The organism is Amycolatopsis sp. w19 (genome assembly GCF_051373225.1).
GTDB classification, from domain to species: domain Bacteria; phylum Actinomycetota; class Actinomycetes; order Mycobacteriales; family Pseudonocardiaceae; genus Amycolatopsis; species Amycolatopsis japonica.
In genome coordinates, this window is sequence record NZ_JBPQFM010000003.1 from 118,490 (window position 1) to 133,788 (window position 15,299).

Here is a 15,299-nt window from a genome sequence, read left to right on the forward strand (position 1 = left end):
GGTGATGTGAACCGAAGGGGCCCTTCACCGCATCAGATCATGCGGTGAAGGGCCCCTTCGAGGCGTCGGAACGCGGTTCAGCTCGCGTGGTGGTGGATCTCCCGCAGATCCTTGGCGGGCAGGGTGACGGTCGCCGACTCGATCTGCTCCAGCGGGAGCAGCGGCGCGAGCGCGGGGCGCTTCGGGGACAGGCCGTCGCCCATGGACTCGCCCTTGAGCTGACGCCGGATCCACGGCAGCAGATGCGCCTTCGTCCATTCGAGGTCCGAACGGCGCGACGTGATCCACGTACTCGGCTGCTCGGACGCCGGCCACGGCTCGCGCCAGTCGTCGGCGACCGGGACGCCGAGGACCTCGGCCGCGCGCAGCGCGATCCGCCGGTGGGCCTCGGGGGTGAAATGCAGCCGGTCGTCGCTCCAGGCGCGGCGGTCGTGCAGCGGGGCCATCGCCCACATGTCGACCATCTTGGCGCCGTGCCGGTCGGCGATCGCCCACAGATGCGCGTTGTAGATGCCGACCTTCCCCCGCAGGACGTGCATCACGGACAGGTACTTGGTGTCCGGCCCGTTGAAGATGAGCACCGGGATCCCGGCCTCGCGCAGCTTGGCGACCCCCGCCTCCAGCCGCGCGGCGACGGCGTCCACGTCCGCGCCGGGCACGATGATGTCGTTGCCGCCCGCGCACAGGGTGACCAGGTCGGGCTTCACTTCGAGGGCGATCGGGAGCTGCTCTTCGAGGATCTCGTCGAGCATCTTCCCGCGGAGGGCGAGGTTCGCGTACTGGAAATCGCGCCTGCCTTCGGCGAGGATCTCCGCCAGCCTGTCCGCCCAGCCCCTGAAGGTGCCGTCGGGCAGGTCGTCGTTGAGCCCTTCGGTGAAGCTGTCACCTATCGCCACATAGCTGTCGAATCCGTACACGTTGGGTCCCCTTCCGTCCGTGTGCCCCCGGTTGGTACTTGTACACCACAACTAACAGCTGAGAGCGCCCCTGCAATCCCGCCTGACCGAAACCCGTGGTTCAGCCCGTTGACACAGTCTCTTATTTTGTCGGACGTCCATGCATCTCTTTTAGTGGGATGTACACTCCTGGGCTGCGAAGATTCCCCTCAAGCGGGCGTAAACCGGACACGGTATGTGGCGAACGTCTCCCCGCCCGGGTGTTCGGGCTCATAGATCCGGCAGGCTGTAAGGGTGACCTCACGACCCCCGCGCGAGTCGCTCGCCCAGATCCTCGGCGGGCGGCGTGGCGCCATCGACGCGAGCATCCCGCCCGCGGCCTTCGTCCTGGGCTGGCTGATCGCCGGTCAGTCGATCGCCTGGGGCTCCGGTGTGGCGATCGGGGTGGCGGTGCTGCTCGGCGGGTACCGGGTCGCGCGGGGCGACAAGGCCCGCGCGGTCGTGGTGAGCCTCGCCGCGGTGATCGCCGCCGCGCTGATCGCGCTGCACACCGGCCGCGCCGAAGATTTCTTCCTCATCCAGCTGCTGTCCAATGTGGCCAGCGCGCTGCTGTGGGCGGCCAGCATCGTGGTCCGGTGGCCGCTGCTGGGCGTCGTGGTCGGGCTCGTCATCGGGCAGAAGACCCGCTGGCGCCGCGATCCCGCGCTGCTGCGCGCGTATTCACGGGCGAGCTGGGTGTGGGTCTTCCTCCAGTACACCCTGCGGGTCGCCGTGTACGGCTCGCTGTGGTGGAGCGGGCAGGTGGTCGCGCTCGGTATCGCGCGGACGGTGCTGTCCTGGCCGCTGGTCGCGGTGACGGTCGCCGTGAGCGGCTGGGTGCTGTACCGCACGCTGCCGCCGGATCATCCCGGTCTGCGGGTGGTGGAGGAGAACGAGGATCCCTCGGATTCCGAGCCCGGTGGGCTGCCCAGGACATAAGGCGGCCCCCGGCGAGGGGGGAGGGTCCGGGGGCCGGGTCCTACGGTACCCGGAGTTCGGCCCCGGAGTCGATGGTTTGGTCTTTTCGGGCTTGTTTCGGGTGTTTTTTCACCGATGCGCCGGCCGCGGCGCCCCTTCCCCATAGGCGTCGACGGCGGCGAGCCACGCGGCCCCGAGGACGCCATCGGTGCTGGTCAGGACTTCGAGACCGGCGAGTTCGGCGCGGACCTTCGTCCCGACCGGGCCCTCCGGCGACAGCACTCCGCCCACCAGGACGATCGGCGTCCTCTCCCCGGGATCCCGCGCGGTCATGACGTTCGTCACCAGCAGGGCGGCCGCGCGGGTGGTGATCTCGTCCGCCGCCGGGTCGCCTTCGCGGTAGGCCTCGCTGACGAACGGGGCGAACCTGGCGAGCCGGATCGGCGCTTCGGCGTTGGCGCTCGTGACGAGCGTGCGCCAGAGCGGGGTCCGGTCGCTCCCCGCGTCCACTGCGGACGGTCCGAGCGCTTCGGTGAGCACGGCACGCGCGAGCGGACCGGGTTCGCCGCCGCGGCCGAGAACATCCAAAGTGGAGCGAACGGCTTCACGGCCGAGCCAGTACGCCGAACCTTCGTCACCGAGCAACCAGCCGTAGCCGCCGACGGTGGAGACCATGCGCCTGCCACGGATCCGGCCGGCGATCGACCCGGTTCCCGCGACGAGAACCGAACCGTCGGGCGAAGAGGTCGCCGACGCGTAGGCGACCTCCGGGTCGGGAACCGTCCGCACCGGACCGATCCCCGCGTCCTTCCAAGCGGCTTCGAAGATCTCCGCGATCGACGGATCGCTCAGTTTGCTGACGCCCGCCATGCCGACGACGCACGCCGCCGTCGCGGCCGGGTCGAGCTCGCCCAGCGCGCCGGTGATCGCGCTCGCGATCCGCGACGCGGCCGTGTGCGGTGGATGGGAGTTGGGGTTCGCCCCGTCCGCGCGCCCGGTGCCGAGGACGGCGCCGGAGGCGTCGACGGCGATCGCTCGCGTCGACGTGCCTCCGGCGTCCACACCTACGACGTGACTCACCGGGTCTTGGTCACCTTGAGCAGCCCGCGGGGGCTGTCCGGGTCACCGCCGCGCGCCAGCGAGAGGCCGAGCGCGATCCGCTGGATGGGCAGGATCTCCAGGATCGGGGCGACCTCTTCGGCGGACGGCGCGACGCCGATCCGCAGCGCCGCGGGGACGTCCGCCGAAGCCGAACCGACCGCGAGCACGTCCGCGCCGCGTTTGCCGACGGCCTCGAGGACCTCCTGCATCGCGCCCACACCGTGGCCCTGGCTCGTCACGGCCAGTACGGCGGTCTCGCCGTCGACCGCGGCGACCGGACCGTGCAACAGGTCCGCGCCGCTGTACGCGCGGGCGGCGAGGTAGCTGGTTTCCGCCAGCTTCAAGGAACCTTCCAGCGCCGAGGCGTAGGAGTAGCCGCGACCGGTGGTGAGCACCCGGTCGACGAAGCGGTAGCGGTCCACCGCGCGCTGCACGCCTTCGACGGAACCGTCGAGGGTCTGCTGTGCGAGCTCGCCCAGCTTCTCCGCGTCCTCGCCCTTGCCGCCGCGGACCGCGTCGATCAGAAGGTAAAGCGACAGCAAGGTGGCCGAGTACGTCTTGGTGGCGGCCACGGCCTTTTCCAGCCCCGCGCCGATGTCGACGCCGAGTTCGGCGGCGGCGCGCAGCGGCGATTCCGGGGTGTTGGTGACCGAGACGGTCAGCGCTCCCTGGCGACGCGCGGTTTCGGTGACCTCGATGAGATCCGGAGAACCACCGCTTTGGCTTACTGTGATGAAGAGAACGTCCCGCAGATCGGGACGGGCGCCGTACAAAGTCGCGGTGGAGGGCGAAACGAGACCGCAGGGGAGACCGAGGAGTACTTCGATCAGGTACTTCGCATACAGGGCGGCGTGGTCGCTGGAGCCCCGGGCGGCGAGCAGTGCGAACCTGGGCGGGCGCTTGGAGATGGCTTCGGCCACCTCGGCGATTTCGGCCTGTCGCTCCACGATTCCTGCCAGAATGGCGGGTTGCTGGGAGATCTCCGCGGCCATGTGCTCGCCGGGGCGCTGTTCGGTCATCTCGTTCCCTTCCACCGGGACGTACTTCGTCCCCCGAGTAGGTCTAGACCAATGCTAGCCCGAATGGACGTTTGTGGAGAAGGGTACGTTTCCTAGCGGGGACGGTGCGCGTTCGAGTGGGAAGGCTTAGGGAGTCGGTCATGTTGGAGACAACCACCGCGAGTGAGGCGGGCGCTACGGCAGGGATGCGCGGACAGCGCGAACCCAAGTACTGGGCGCTGAAACAGCATCTGCTCGATCTGCTCGACGCGTTGCCCCCGGGCTCGCCGATTCCGACGGAACGGGCACTGGCGGGGGAATTCACCGTTTCGCGCACCACGGTCCGGCAGGCGCTCGCCGACCTCACCGCCGAGGGCAGGCTCCACCGCGTGCAGGGCAAGGGCACCTTCGCCGCCGAACCGAAACTCGCGCAGCGCCTGCAGTTGTCGTCCTACACCGAGGACATGCGCAAGCAGGGTCTCAAGCCTTCCTCCAAGCTCCTGGAGATCGACGAACTGCCCGTCGAAGCCGATCTGGCGAAACTGCTCGGAATCCGGGTGGGCGCGAAGATTCTTCGCCTTCGCCGTCTCCGGCTCGCCGATTCGCAGCCGATGGCGCTGGAGACCACGCATCTCCCACTCGGCCGGTTCCGCGGTTTGCGCAAACACGTTTCCGCAGGTGGCTCCCTGTACGCCGTGTTGAGGGAGCACTACGGCGTCGAGCTCGAAAGGGCCGAGGAAACCATCGAGACCGCTCTCGCCGGACCGCACGAGGCGGAGATGCTCGGCGCCGACGTCGGAATGCCGATGTTGCTCCTTTCGAGGCATTCCTTCGCCACCGACGGAAAACCGGTCGAGTTCGCCAGGGCGATCTACCGGGGTGACCGTTACAAATTCGTCACCACGCTGCTTCCTTGAGCGCGCTGCGCGCTCTTTGAGCGCGCGCTGACGGAAACGTTTCGCAGGGCGCGGGCGCCCTACAAAACGTTTCCGTGGCCTTCGGCCGAAAGAGGGCGCGCGCTGTGCGGACTCCTCGTCGCGCTGGCGCGCTTCGAGGAGTCGATCTCCCGGTTCCGTTGTTTGGTTCTTATTTGCCTGACGTGTCAGGCGATTTGGGTAGCCCGGTGGCGGGTTGCGTGATTCAGTCATCCCATGACTGACACGGCGGCGGGAATCCGATGGGGGACGCCGGTGGCGCGCGGCGTACTCGCCACGACCATCGTCGGCTCGGGCATGGCGATGCTCGACGGGACGATCATCAACGTCGCGCTCCCGCGGATCGGCGAAGAACTCGAAGCGTCCGTCGCGGGCCTTCAATGGATCCTTGACGGCTACCTGCTCGCGCTCGCCGCGCTGATCCTCGTCGCCGGATCACTCGGGGACCGCTACGGCCGCCGGCGCATGTTCCTCGTCGGCGTCGTCTGGTTCGGCGTCGCCTCCGGGCTGTGCGCCGCCGCGACGACGACCGAGATGCTCGTCGCGACCCGGATCCTCCAAGGGATCGGGGGAGCTTTGCTCACGCCCGGCTCCCTCGCGATCCTCCAAGCGTCCTTCGCTCATGACGACCGGGCCCGCGCGATCGGCGCCTGGTCCGGGCTCGGCGGGATCGCGGCGGCGATCGGCCCGCTGCTCGGCGGCGTCCTCGTGCAGGTGTGGTCGTGGCGGCTGGCGTTCCTGATCAACCTGCCGCTGGCCGCCGTCTGCGTCCTGCTCGCCCGGCGCTACGTGCCCGAGTCCCGCGACGAGGAGGCGACCGGGCATCCTGATTTCCTCGCCGCCGCCGTCGGCGCGATCGGTCTCGCCGGTCTCACCGGCGCGCTCGTGGAGGCGCCCGGACGCGGTATCGGTGACGTCGTCGTCCTGGTGGCGATCGTGCTCGGCGTCGCGGGGCTGGGGTCGTTCCTGGTGATCCAGCATCGCTCCGCCGATCCGCTGGTGCCGCCGAAACTGTTCCGCGACCGGACGTTCAGCCTCGCCAACGCGCTGACCTTCGTCGTCTACGCGGCGCTCGGCGGCGTGATGATGCTGATGGTCATGCAGCTTCAGGTGTCGCTGGGCTATTCGCCGACCGCGGCCGGGCTCGCCGGGCTGCCGATCACCGTCATCATGCTGCTGTTCTCCGGCCGGTCGGGCGCGCTCGCGCAGAAGATCGGGCCGCGTACGCAACTGGTCGTCGGCCCGATCCTGGTCGGCGTGGGCATGCTCCTGCTGATGCGTGTCGGGCCGGGCTCTTCGTACCTGGGATCGGTGCTGCCCGCCGTCGTCGTGTTCGGCGCCGGGCTGGCGACGGTCGTCGCACCGGTGACCGCGACGGTGCTGGCCGCCGCGCCGGACCGGTACGCCGGCGTCGCCTCCGGGGTCAACAACGCCATCGCCCGGTCCGGCGGCCTGCTCGCGATCGCCGTCCTGCCCGCCGTCGCCGGACTTTCCGGCGCCGCGTACACCGATCCGGTCGCGCTGACCGCGGGCTGGCGGACGGCGTTGCTGGTGTGCGCGGCGCTGGCGATCGGGGGCGGCCTGATCGCGCTCGGGATCCACAACGGCGTCCTCGACACCCCTTCGGCCGAGGACGTCGACGAGTCACCGCATCCGGGCGAATGCCTCCATTGCGGGGTCGACTCGCCGCCGACGCACGTCCGCCCCGGCGGTCACGCGTGATCAGACACGGAACTCGCGTGATTGGGGCCGGAACTCGCGAGTTCCGGCCCCAATCACGCGAAATCCGGCTTCAATCACGCGAGTTCCGGCTAAGCCAGTAGGTCGGCCAAGGTCGCGGGGTCCAGGTTGCCGCCCGAAACGACCGAAACGACCTTGCCCGGCGGCAGCGCTTCGCGGTGGGAGAGGAACGCGGCGGTCGCGGTGGCCCCGCTCGGCTCGGCGACCAGTCGCGCGCGGTGCGCCAGCGTCCGGACGGCGTCCCGGATCTCCTCCTCCGAAACGGTGATGACGTCGTCGAGCACCGACTGGAGGTGCGCGAAGGTCAGATCCGACGGCTGGGCGCGCAGACCGTCGGCGCTGGTCCGCGCCCGCAGGTCCATCGGCCACTCGATACGCCTGCCCGCGCGCAGGCCCTCGGCGGTGTCGGCCGCCAGCTCCGGCTCGACGCCGATGACCTTCGCCTCCGGCAGCAGCGCCTTGATCGCCGTGCCGACGCCCGAGGCCAGCCCGCCGCCGCTGAGCGGGACGAGGACGACGCCTGCGTCCGGCAGGTCTTCGGCGATCTCCAGGCCGACGGTGCCCTGTCCGGCGATGACGTCACGGTGGTCGAACGGCGGGATCATGGTGAGTCCCCGTTCCTCGGCGACGGCGAGCGCGGAGGACTCCTGCGCGTCGATCGGGACCTCGATGACTTCGGCGCCGAGCGCCTTGGTGGCTTCGACCTTGGCGCGCGGGGCGACGTCCGGAATGAGGATCACCGCGGGGATCCCGAATCGCTTCGCCGAGTACGCGACCGCTTGCGCGTGGTTGCCACTGGAAAACGCGACGACGCCGCGAGCGCGCTGATCTTCGGTCAACGCGGCGATCGCATTGTACGCGCCGCGCACCTTGAAAGCGCCGATCGGCTGAAGGCTTTCCGGTTTGAGCCACAACGGCGCCCACCCTTGTGCCAGCAGCGGTGTGCGCACCGCGACGCCTTTGACACGGCTCGCCGCGTCGCGGATTTCCTCGATCGATACCAGATCCATACGCCCGATTATGTCAAGGAGTTGTGAACCGCGGACAGTCCTTTTTGGACAGATGGCGTGGCGCTGCTCACGTGCGGACAACGAGGGGAGCATCCCGTGCGCCTTATTCGTTAGGACCGGTGAGGACCGACTAGCAGCAGAACGGGATCATGACCAAGGAGAGCACGGAGAAAACCGAGAAGACGGAAAAGCAGGGGCGGATCGTCCAGGTGCTGGCGGCCGCGATGGCCGCGATCACCGCGGCGCTGCTGGGTTCCACGCTCGGCGTGGCCGGAACGGTGGCGGGCGCCGGGCTGGCGAGTGTGATCACGACACTCGGCGGCGAGCTGTACCTGCGTTCGCTTCAGCGGACGAAGGACGCGGCGCTGAAGGCGCGAGTGGTGCTGACCGTGCCGGGACGGCGCCGGGTGCTCGACCCGGGCGAAGAAGAGACCGTCCGGTTGAAACCGTCCGAGGACGAAGAGGAACCCACAGGCCGGAAGTTCAAGCCACGCTGGGCGGTGATCGCCGGGGTCAGCGTGGTGGCGTTCGCGGTGGCGCTCGTCGCGATCACCGGCTTCGAGGGCGCGACCGGGAAGACCTTCGGCGGCGGGACCGGGACGACCATAGGGAAGATCATCGGCGGCGGACAGGCACGGGAGCCGCAGGACAAGCACGACACCCCGCCCGCGACGTCCCCTTCGGAAACGAAGGACGACCGGCCCGAGACGACGCCGACGAACACTCCGCCCCCTTCGACCACACCCACCACTACGCAGGCGCCCCCGACGACGCCGACAGCGCCGTCCAGCACGCCTTCGACCTCCCAGGCGCCGCCGACGACGCCGTCGGCCCCTCCCGCCTCGAACACCCCCGTGCCCTGACCCCCTCCCGCGTTTCGTCCTCTGAATGCGGTAGTTCGTATCGCCGACTACCGCATCCAGAGGACGAAATGCATAGGTCAGGGGAGGGCGGAGCGAAGCGTGCGAGCGGCCGCTTCGGGGTCTTCGGCCTCGGTGATCGCCCGGACGACGACGATCCGCGAGGCACCCGCGGCCAGCACCTCGGGCAGCCGCTCGGTGTCGATCCCGCCGATCGCGAACCACGGCCGCGTCTTCCCGGACGCGGCCGTCGAGCGCACCAGGTCGAGTCCCGGCGCGGACCGGCCCGGTTTCGTCGGAGTCGGCCAGCACGGGCCGGTGCAGAAGTAGTCGACGCCGGGCTCCCCGGCGGCGGCCGCGGCCTGTTCGGCCGAATGGGTGGACCGGCCGATCACCACGTCGTCCCCCAGCACGCGGCGCGCCAGCGACACCGGGATGTCGTGCTGACCCAGGTGCAGCACGTGCGCGCCGACGGCGAGCGCGACGTCCGCCCGGTCGTTCACCGCCAGCAGTTTGTCGTGCTTCTCGCACGCCTCGGCCAGCACTTCGAGGGCGGCGATCTCGTGTTTCGCCTCGATCGGGGCACCGCCGGTCTTGTCCCGCAGCTGGATGATGTCGACCCCGCCGGCCAGCGCCGCGTCGGCGAATTCGGCGAGATCGCCGCGGCCGCGGCGGGCGTCGGTGCAGAGGTACAGGCGGGCGTCCGCGAGCCGGGCGCGGATCGGCGAACCAGACAGGGTGGGCATGGCGGCGACGGTACTCGCGCGCTACGGTGTGGTGGTCCGCACGGGAGCCCGAGGACGGGCTGAGAGGGAGCCGAGACCGCTCCGACCGTGGAACCTGATCCGGGTCATGCCGGCGCAGGGAGCGTGATCGCAGATGAAGGAACTTTCGGTTGTCGGCGGCGGGGTCATCGGCCTCTCGGTCGCTTGGCGCGCGTCCGCGCGCGGTCGTCGCGTCACCGTGTACGACCCGGATCCGGGACGAGGCGCGTCGTGGCTCGCGGGCGGCATGCTCGCGCCGGTCACCGAGGCCTGGCCCGGCGAGGAGGACGTGCTCACCCTCGGTGAGGCGTCGCTGCGCCGCTGGCCGGATTTCGCCCGTGACCTGGCCGAAGAGGGTGTCGATCCGGGCCTGTCCCCGCACGGCACGCTCGTCGTCGCGCTGGACAGCGCCGACGCGGGCAACCTCGAAATGCTCGCCGCGTACCTCACCGAACTCGGCCGCGAGGTCGGGCAGCTGACCGGGCGCGAAGCCCGCCGTGCCGAGCCCGGTCTCGCCGGAACAGTCCGAAGTGGACTTCTGGTACCCGGGGATCTGGCCGTGGACAACAGAAAGCTGCTGCACGCGCTCAAACACGCGTGCGATGTGCACGGTGTGGAGTTCCGCCACGAGACGGTCACCGAGCTCGAAGACCTCGAAGGCGACGTCGTCCTCGCGGCGGGCGCTTGGACCGGACGCCTGCACCCCGCGCTCGACGGCGCCGTCCGCCCGCTGAAGGGGGAGATCCTGCGCCTGCGGCCGCGACGGGGCTGCCTGCCGCCGCCGAAGCGGACCGTCCGCGCGATGGTCGAGGGCCGCCCGATCTACCTCGTCCCCCGAGAAGACGGTCAGCTCGTGCTCGGCGCGACCCAGTACGAGGCCGGTTTCGACGAGACCGTCACCGTCCGAGGCGTACGTGAGCTGCTCGAAGGCGCGGAGCGCGTCTTCCCGGGCCTGACCGAATACGAACTCGTCGAGACGGCCGCCGGGCTTCGCGCGGCGAGCGTCGACACGATGCCTTTCATCGGTGAGCTGGGCGAAGGCGTCTTCGCCGCGACAGGTCACCATCGCAACGGTCTCCTGATGGCCCCGGTCACCGCGGACGCCGCGGTCGCCTGGCTGGACGGAAGGCCGTTGCCGGACGAGGTCGCGGCGGCCACGCCGTCGCGGCGAAGCGAGGAGCGGGTGTGATGGAGATCCAGGTCAACGGCCAGTGGCGCGAATTCCCCGACGGGACCACCGTCGAGGGTGTGCTGGAGGCGCTGGGCACGGCGACGCGGGGGGTCGCGGTCGCGGTGGACGGTGTGGTCGTCCGGCGTGGCGACTGGCCGGAATCGGTGGTGCGCAAGGGCGCCAGCGTCGACATCCTCACCGCTGTGCAAGGAGGCTGACATGAACGGTGACGAACTCGTCATCGGCGAGCACAAACTCTCGTCGCGGCTGATCATCGGCACCGGCGGCGCGGGCAACCTCGCCGTGCTGGAACGCGCGCTGGTGGCGTCCGGGACGGAACTGACCACCGTCGCCATGCGCAAGGCCGACGCCGAAGGCGGCTCCGGTGTCCTCGAACTGCTTCGGCGGCTCGGCATCCGCCTGCTGCCCAACACCGCAGGCTGCCGTACGGCCGCCGAAGCGGTCCTCACCGCGCAGCTCGCCCGCGAAGCGCTCGAAACCGACCTCATCAAGCTGGAGGTCCACGCCGACGACCGCACGCTGCTGCCCGACCCGTTCGAGACCCTCGAAGCGGCCGAACAGCTCGCCGCGGACGGTTTCACCGTGCTCGCGTACACGAACGACGACCCGGTGCTGGCACTGCGGCTGGAGGAGGCGGGCTGTGCGGCGGTGATGCCGCTCGGCGCGCCCATCGGCACCGGTCTCGGCATCCGGAACCCGCACAACATCGAGCTGATCGTGTCGCGCGCCGGGGTCCCGGTGATCCTCGACGCCGGGATCGGCACGGCTTCCGACGCGACGCTGGCGATGGAGCTCGGCTGCGACGCCGTCCTGCTCTCCACCGCCGTGACCAGGGCCGCGGATCCGGAACGGATGGCATCGGCGATGCGGGCCGCCGTCACCGCCGGGCGGCTGGCCGCCGGCGCGGGGCGGATCCCGCAGCGGTTCTGGGCGCACGCCTCGAGCCCTCCACGGTAACCCTTTTGTACGGTTCACGGCCTTCACGGCGAGTACGCCCCCGGAGCCCGTATGGTTGACGGCACTTTCCGGAGGCATACCCGCCGCCGTGTACCCAGAGGAGCCAGTGGTGACCACGTCAACGGTCCAGGACGTTTCGGGCAGGTTGTTCCTGGCCGTGGGCAGGCTGTCCCGGTCACTGCGGCAGGCGGGCGTGCCCGGACCAGGCCACGGTGCGATCTCCGCGCTCGCGACGCTCGTGCATCACGGACAGCTCCGTCTGGGGGATCTCGCGGCGAAGGAAGGCGTCGCCGCGGCCACCATGTCGAGGATCGTCGCTTCGCTGGTCGAAGCGGGCTACGTCAGCCGTGAATCGGACCCGATCGACAGGCGCGCCTGGCTCGCGGAGGCCACCGAAGAGGGCGAGAGGCTGGTTTCCGGCGTCCGGTCGACGCGGGTGAACGAACTCGGCAAACGCCTCGAACGGCTGACTCCGGAGCACCAGGCGGCGCTCGCGGCGGCTCTCCCGGCGCTCGAAGCGCTTATTGCCGACGAAGAGCGCTGACTTCGGCGCGAAGAGCGCGAAGCTCGTCGAGGATCTCCTTGTTCGCCTGAGCCTGGGTTTCGGCCTGCTTCGCCTCTTCCTCGCGGATGTCCTGGCGAAGCTCGTCCTCCATCCCGCTGACCACCACGGCGATGAAGAGGTTCAGCACCGCGAAGCTGGACACGAGGATGTAGACCACGAAGAACACCCAGGCCATGGGTGCTTCCTTCATGATCTCCTTCGCGATGTCCGGCCACGCCTCGCCCGTCATCACCTGGAACAGCGTGAACAGCGAAGTGCCGAGGTCGCCGAAGTTCTCCGGTGAGATCGCGCCGAACAGTTTCGTCGCCATCACGCCCGCGACGAAGATGATCAGCGCGAGGAGCGCGGCGATCGAAGCCATGCCGGGGATCGACGCGAGCAGGCCGGTGACGACCTTCCGCATCGACGGCACGACCGAGATCAGCCGCAGCACCCGCAGGACCCGCAACGCCCGCAGCACCGCGAACGGGCCGGTCGTGGGGATCACCGCGATGCCGACGACGAGCAGGTCGAAGATGTTCCACGGGTCGCGGAAGAACTTCGCGCGGTAGGCGTAGAGCTTCGCGCCGAGTTCGAGGACGAAGATCCCGAGTGCGACGTAGTCGACCGTGTGCAGCAGCGTCCCGTACTCGGCGACCATTCTGGTCGAGGTCTCCAGGCCGAGGGTGACGGCGTTGAAGACGATCACCGCGATGATGAAGTTCTGGAAGCGGCGGTCTTCGACGACCCTGGCCACCGTTTCGCGTCCCGTCACGGCGCAGATGGTAACCGTCCGTGTGCTCAGTGCTCCGGCGCAAGCCGCCAAAACGCCGAAACCGGACCGACCTTCGCCCCCATCGGGTAGGCGTTTTCGACCGCGTGTGAGACGAACCACTTGCCGTAGCGGGCGGCCTCGACGACGGACATCCCCTTCGCGAGACCGGCCGTCAGCGCCGACGCCATCGTGTCCCCGGCGCCGTGCGTGTGCTGCGTCGCGTACCGCTCACCCGGCAGCTCGACGAACGTGGAGCCGTCGAAGAGCACGTCGACGCATTCCGGGTCCGCGACGAGGTGGCCGCTCTTCACGAGCACGTACTTCGGCCCGAGCCGGTGCAGCACGACGGCCGCCTGGTGCATCTGCTCGCGGGTGGTCACGGTCATCCCGGTCAGCAGGCGGACCTCGTCGAGGTTCGGCGTGAGGACGGTCGCGCGCGGCAGGAGCTCGTCGCGCAGCGCCACCAGCCCGGCCTCGTCGAACAGCGGATGCCCGTGCATCGACGCCGCGACCGGGTCGACCACGAACGGCACCTTGCTGTCGCGGCCGATCTCGGCCTTGTCGCAGGCCGCGGCGACGGCGTGGATGATCCCGGCCGAGGCGAGCATGCCGGTCTTGGCCGCGTTGACGCCCATGTCGGCCGCGACCGCCTCGATCTGCCCGGCGACGATGGACGCCGGGATGTCGGTGCGGTCGTGCACGCCGAGGGTGTTCTGGACGGTCACGGCGGTGACCGCGACCAGACCGTGCACCCCGCATGTGAGGAACGTGCGCAGGTCGGCCTGCAGGCCGGCGGCGCCGCCGGAGTCGGACCCCGCGATGGTCAGCGCCGACGGCGGGCTCGGGTTCTCGCTCATGGGTCCATTTTCCATGCGCGATCTCAGACGGTCGGAACGAGCTTCCGTCGGCTGACGTCCTCCGCGAAGGCACGCGGACTTCATCGGGAAGTCGGTTCGGCGCACTAACTTGACGAACAATTGGTTCGAACAAGTTACCGGAGGCTTTCGTGCGCAGAACGCTTTCCCTCCTCGCGGTCTTGGTGGCCGTCGCCGGGCTGACGTCCGGTGTCGCCGTCGCCGCGGCCAAAACGCCCAAGGTGCTGGTCATCGGCCTGGACGGCGCCCGGTTCGACAAGCTGATGGCCGCCGACACCCCGAACGTCCACGCGCTGGCGAACCGCGGGTACGTGTCGCGCAGTTCGTTGTACGGCAGCGGGATGGCGCCGACGGTCAGCGGCCCCGGCTGGTCCACGATCCTCACCGGCGTCTGGCCGGACAAGCACAAGGTGAATGACAATTCCTTCGCCGGCAACGATCTCGCCTCGCATCCGAGCTGGCTCGCGCGCGCCGAAACCGCGAACCCCGCGCTCGACACCTACGCGGCGGTCGACTGGACTCCGATCGGTGACCGGATCCTGCGCACCGGCCAGGACCGCAAGTTCGTCCTGAACGGCGACAGCGCTGGCTACGAGAAGACCGATGAGCAGGTCGCCGTCGACGCGGAGAAGCATCTCAAGCAGGACAAGGCCGACGCATCGTTCGTCTACTTCGGACAGACGGACATCGCCGGCCACGAGCACGGCGCGGACTCCTCGCAGTACGAAGCCAGTCTGCGTACCGACGACGCGTTGATCGGCCGTCTGCTCGCCGCCGTCGACGCCCGCGCGAACCGCGCCGACGAGGACTGGCTGATCATGATCTCCGCCGACCACGGCCACACGGCTTCCGGCGGACACGGCGGCGACAGCCCCGAGGAGCGGATGACCTTCGTGATCGCCGCGGGCGGTGCGGTTCCGGCCGGAACCCCCGCCGTGGCACCGAAGATCGTCGACATCGCACCGACGGTGCTGCGGCATCTGGGCATCGCGGCTCCGGCAGGCTACGACGGCTACCCGCTCGGCGCCGCGGCTTCGGACGTCTTCGACACCGCCGTTCTGAAGGCCCGGCAGGACGAAACCGGTGTCCCGGCCGGAGTGCTCGGCTGGACGCACGACGCACCCGGCGGCTGGAGCGTGCGCAACGCGTCCGGCATGCCCGCCGGTGTGACGGAATGGCAGGGCTGGGCCTTCACGACCGACGACTTCTGGGCCCGCACCGCCCCCGGGCAGCAGCGTGAGGCGAACGCGCGGGCACGTGGCGTGTTCGCGGTCGCTGACCCGGACGAGTGGGACGACAAGGGCTCGCCCTCCTCGCGCGGCACCTTCGACTCTTCCCTGGTGTCGCCTTCGCTCGACGTCTCCGGAAAGTCCACTGTGGACGTCGCGTTCGTCTCGCACTACCGGCAGGAGGGAACGCAGCGGGGCGCGCTGACGGCGTCGTTCGACGGTGGTCCTGAGCAGAACGTGCTGGCCTACGGGCCGGAGTCCGGGACGGCGAACAAGGGCGGTGACGTGCTTTCGGTGCCGACGTCGGTTTCGGTGCGGGTGCCCGCGGGGGCGCGTTCGGTGAAGTTGACCTGGCGGCTCTACGCGGCGGGGAACGACTGGTACTGGGCTGTGGACGCTCCGCGCCTCACCACTCGCTAACGCGTGCAATGAAAGGACCTTTCCTTGCAAAATTTGCAAGGAAAGG

Annotated in this window: 16 protein-coding genes and 1 riboswitch; of the genes, 9 read left to right on the forward strand and 7 right to left on the reverse strand. The window is 69.7% G+C overall.

Annotated features, from left to right (window positions below; genetic code table 11):
- Window positions 1-77 precede the first annotated feature (77 nt).
- On the reverse strand, window positions 78-917 hold the full coding sequence (locus tag ACSMFO_RS08145) for an SGNH/GDSL hydrolase family protein (protein ID WP_038507781.1): 840 nt from the start codon (window positions 915-917) through the stop codon (window positions 78-80).
- Window positions 918-1,190: 273 nt separating this feature from the next.
- Between ACSMFO_RS08145 and ACSMFO_RS08150 the strand changes: the two genes are divergently transcribed.
- Window positions 1,191-1,874 (forward strand): DUF3159 domain-containing protein, encoded by a 684-nt coding sequence (locus tag ACSMFO_RS08150; RefSeq protein ID WP_038507782.1) that lies wholly within the window; start codon window positions 1,191-1,193, stop codon window positions 1,872-1,874.
- Window positions 1,875-1,982: 108 nt separating this feature from the next.
- On the opposite strand, the gene ACSMFO_RS08155 is transcribed toward ACSMFO_RS08150, so the two are convergent.
- Together ACSMFO_RS08155 and ACSMFO_RS08160 are read right to left on the reverse strand one after the other, a co-directional pair.
- Complete coding sequence (locus ACSMFO_RS08155) at window positions 1,983-2,933, reverse strand: N-acetylglucosamine kinase (protein ID WP_436457790.1); 951 nt, start codon at window positions 2,931-2,933, stop codon at window positions 1,983-1,985.
- Entirely contained in the window at window positions 2,930-3,973 is a 1,044-nt protein-coding gene (locus tag ACSMFO_RS08160) for an SIS domain-containing protein (protein WP_037336305.1), read from the reverse strand. Before ACSMFO_RS08160 ends, ACSMFO_RS08155 begins: the two co-directional genes overlap by 4 nt.
- Window positions 3,974-4,113: 140 nt before the next feature.
- Here ACSMFO_RS08160 and ACSMFO_RS08165 point away from each other — a divergent pair, with 140 nt between their 5' ends.
- Both ACSMFO_RS08165 and ACSMFO_RS08170 read left to right on the forward strand, forming a co-directional pair.
- The gene (locus ACSMFO_RS08165) at window positions 4,114-4,869 is read left to right on the forward strand and encodes a GntR family transcriptional regulator (RefSeq protein WP_005160527.1); all 756 of its coding nucleotides are present in this window, start codon (window positions 4,114-4,116) and stop codon (window positions 4,867-4,869) included.
- Window positions 4,870-5,103: 234 nt separating this feature from the next.
- Complete coding sequence (locus ACSMFO_RS08170; protein WP_436457792.1) at window positions 5,104-6,609, forward strand: MFS transporter; 1,506 nt, start codon at window positions 5,104-5,106, stop codon at window positions 6,607-6,609.
- Between the two features lie 89 nt (window positions 6,610-6,698).
- Here ACSMFO_RS08170 and ACSMFO_RS08175 read toward each other — a convergent pair whose 3' ends face one another.
- Window positions 6,699-7,637: a threonine ammonia-lyase gene (locus tag ACSMFO_RS08175; RefSeq protein ID WP_436457794.1), complete on the reverse strand. Its 939-nt coding sequence runs from the start codon at window positions 7,635-7,637 to the stop codon at window positions 6,699-6,701.
- Window positions 7,638-7,786: 149 nt separating this feature from the next.
- On the opposite strand from ACSMFO_RS08175, the gene ACSMFO_RS08180 reads away from it, so the two are divergent.
- Window positions 7,787-8,500, forward strand: a complete 714-nt coding sequence (locus ACSMFO_RS08180; protein WP_436457796.1) for a hypothetical protein — start codon at window positions 7,787-7,789, stop codon at window positions 8,498-8,500.
- A 77-nt stretch (window positions 8,501-8,577) separates the two neighbouring features.
- Here the strand turns inward: ACSMFO_RS08180 and thiE are convergent, their stop codons facing one another.
- Window positions 8,578-9,243 carry a thiamine phosphate synthase gene (gene thiE, locus ACSMFO_RS08185; protein ID WP_436457797.1) on the reverse strand — a complete coding sequence of 222 codons (666 nt, stop codon included), beginning with the start codon at window positions 9,241-9,243 and terminating at the stop codon, window positions 8,578-8,580.
- A 30-nt stretch (window positions 9,244-9,273) separates the two neighbouring features.
- Window positions 9,274-9,381, forward strand: a riboswitch (TPP riboswitch).
- Between thiE and thiO the strand changes: the two genes are divergently transcribed.
- From thiO to ACSMFO_RS08205, 4 genes are all read left to right on the forward strand, one after another.
- Window positions 9,377-10,450: a glycine oxidase ThiO gene (gene thiO, locus ACSMFO_RS08190; RefSeq protein ID WP_436457799.1), complete on the forward strand. Its 1,074-nt coding sequence runs from the start codon at window positions 9,377-9,379 to the stop codon at window positions 10,448-10,450. Its footprint overlaps the riboswitch before it by 5 nt.
- Window positions 10,450-10,650, forward strand: coding sequence for a sulfur carrier protein ThiS (thiS, locus tag ACSMFO_RS08195; RefSeq protein WP_016337629.1), 201 nt, complete (start codon window positions 10,450-10,452; stop codon window positions 10,648-10,650). Before thiO ends, thiS begins: the two co-directional genes overlap by 1 nt.
- A gap of 1 nt (window position 10,651) precedes the next feature.
- Window positions 10,652-11,410 carry a thiazole synthase gene (locus ACSMFO_RS08200; protein ID WP_016337628.1) on the forward strand — a complete coding sequence of 253 codons (759 nt, stop codon included), beginning with the start codon at window positions 10,652-10,654 and terminating at the stop codon, window positions 11,408-11,410.
- Window positions 11,411-11,519: 109 nt separating this feature from the next.
- Window positions 11,520-11,954: a MarR family winged helix-turn-helix transcriptional regulator gene (locus tag ACSMFO_RS08205; RefSeq protein WP_037335529.1), complete on the forward strand. Its 435-nt coding sequence runs from the start codon at window positions 11,520-11,522 to the stop codon at window positions 11,952-11,954.
- Here ACSMFO_RS08205 and ACSMFO_RS08210 read toward each other — a convergent pair.
- Window positions 11,932-12,729 carry an ion transporter gene (locus ACSMFO_RS08210; RefSeq protein WP_038507795.1) on the reverse strand — a complete coding sequence of 266 codons (798 nt, stop codon included), beginning with the start codon at window positions 12,727-12,729 and terminating at the stop codon, window positions 11,932-11,934. The two genes, ACSMFO_RS08205 and ACSMFO_RS08210, sit on opposite strands and share 23 nt — an antisense overlap.
- 26 nt (window positions 12,730-12,755) lie before the next feature.
- Window positions 12,756-13,586: a bifunctional hydroxymethylpyrimidine kinase/phosphomethylpyrimidine kinase gene (gene thiD, locus ACSMFO_RS08215; RefSeq protein WP_360131102.1), complete on the reverse strand. Its 831-nt coding sequence runs from the start codon at window positions 13,584-13,586 to the stop codon at window positions 12,756-12,758.
- A 149-nt stretch (window positions 13,587-13,735) separates the two neighbouring features.
- Here thiD and ACSMFO_RS08220 point away from each other — a divergent pair, with 149 nt between their 5' ends.
- Complete coding sequence (locus ACSMFO_RS08220; RefSeq protein WP_436457802.1) at window positions 13,736-15,253, forward strand: alkaline phosphatase family protein; 1,518 nt, start codon at window positions 13,736-13,738, stop codon at window positions 15,251-15,253.
- Window positions 15,254-15,299 lie beyond the last annotated feature (46 nt).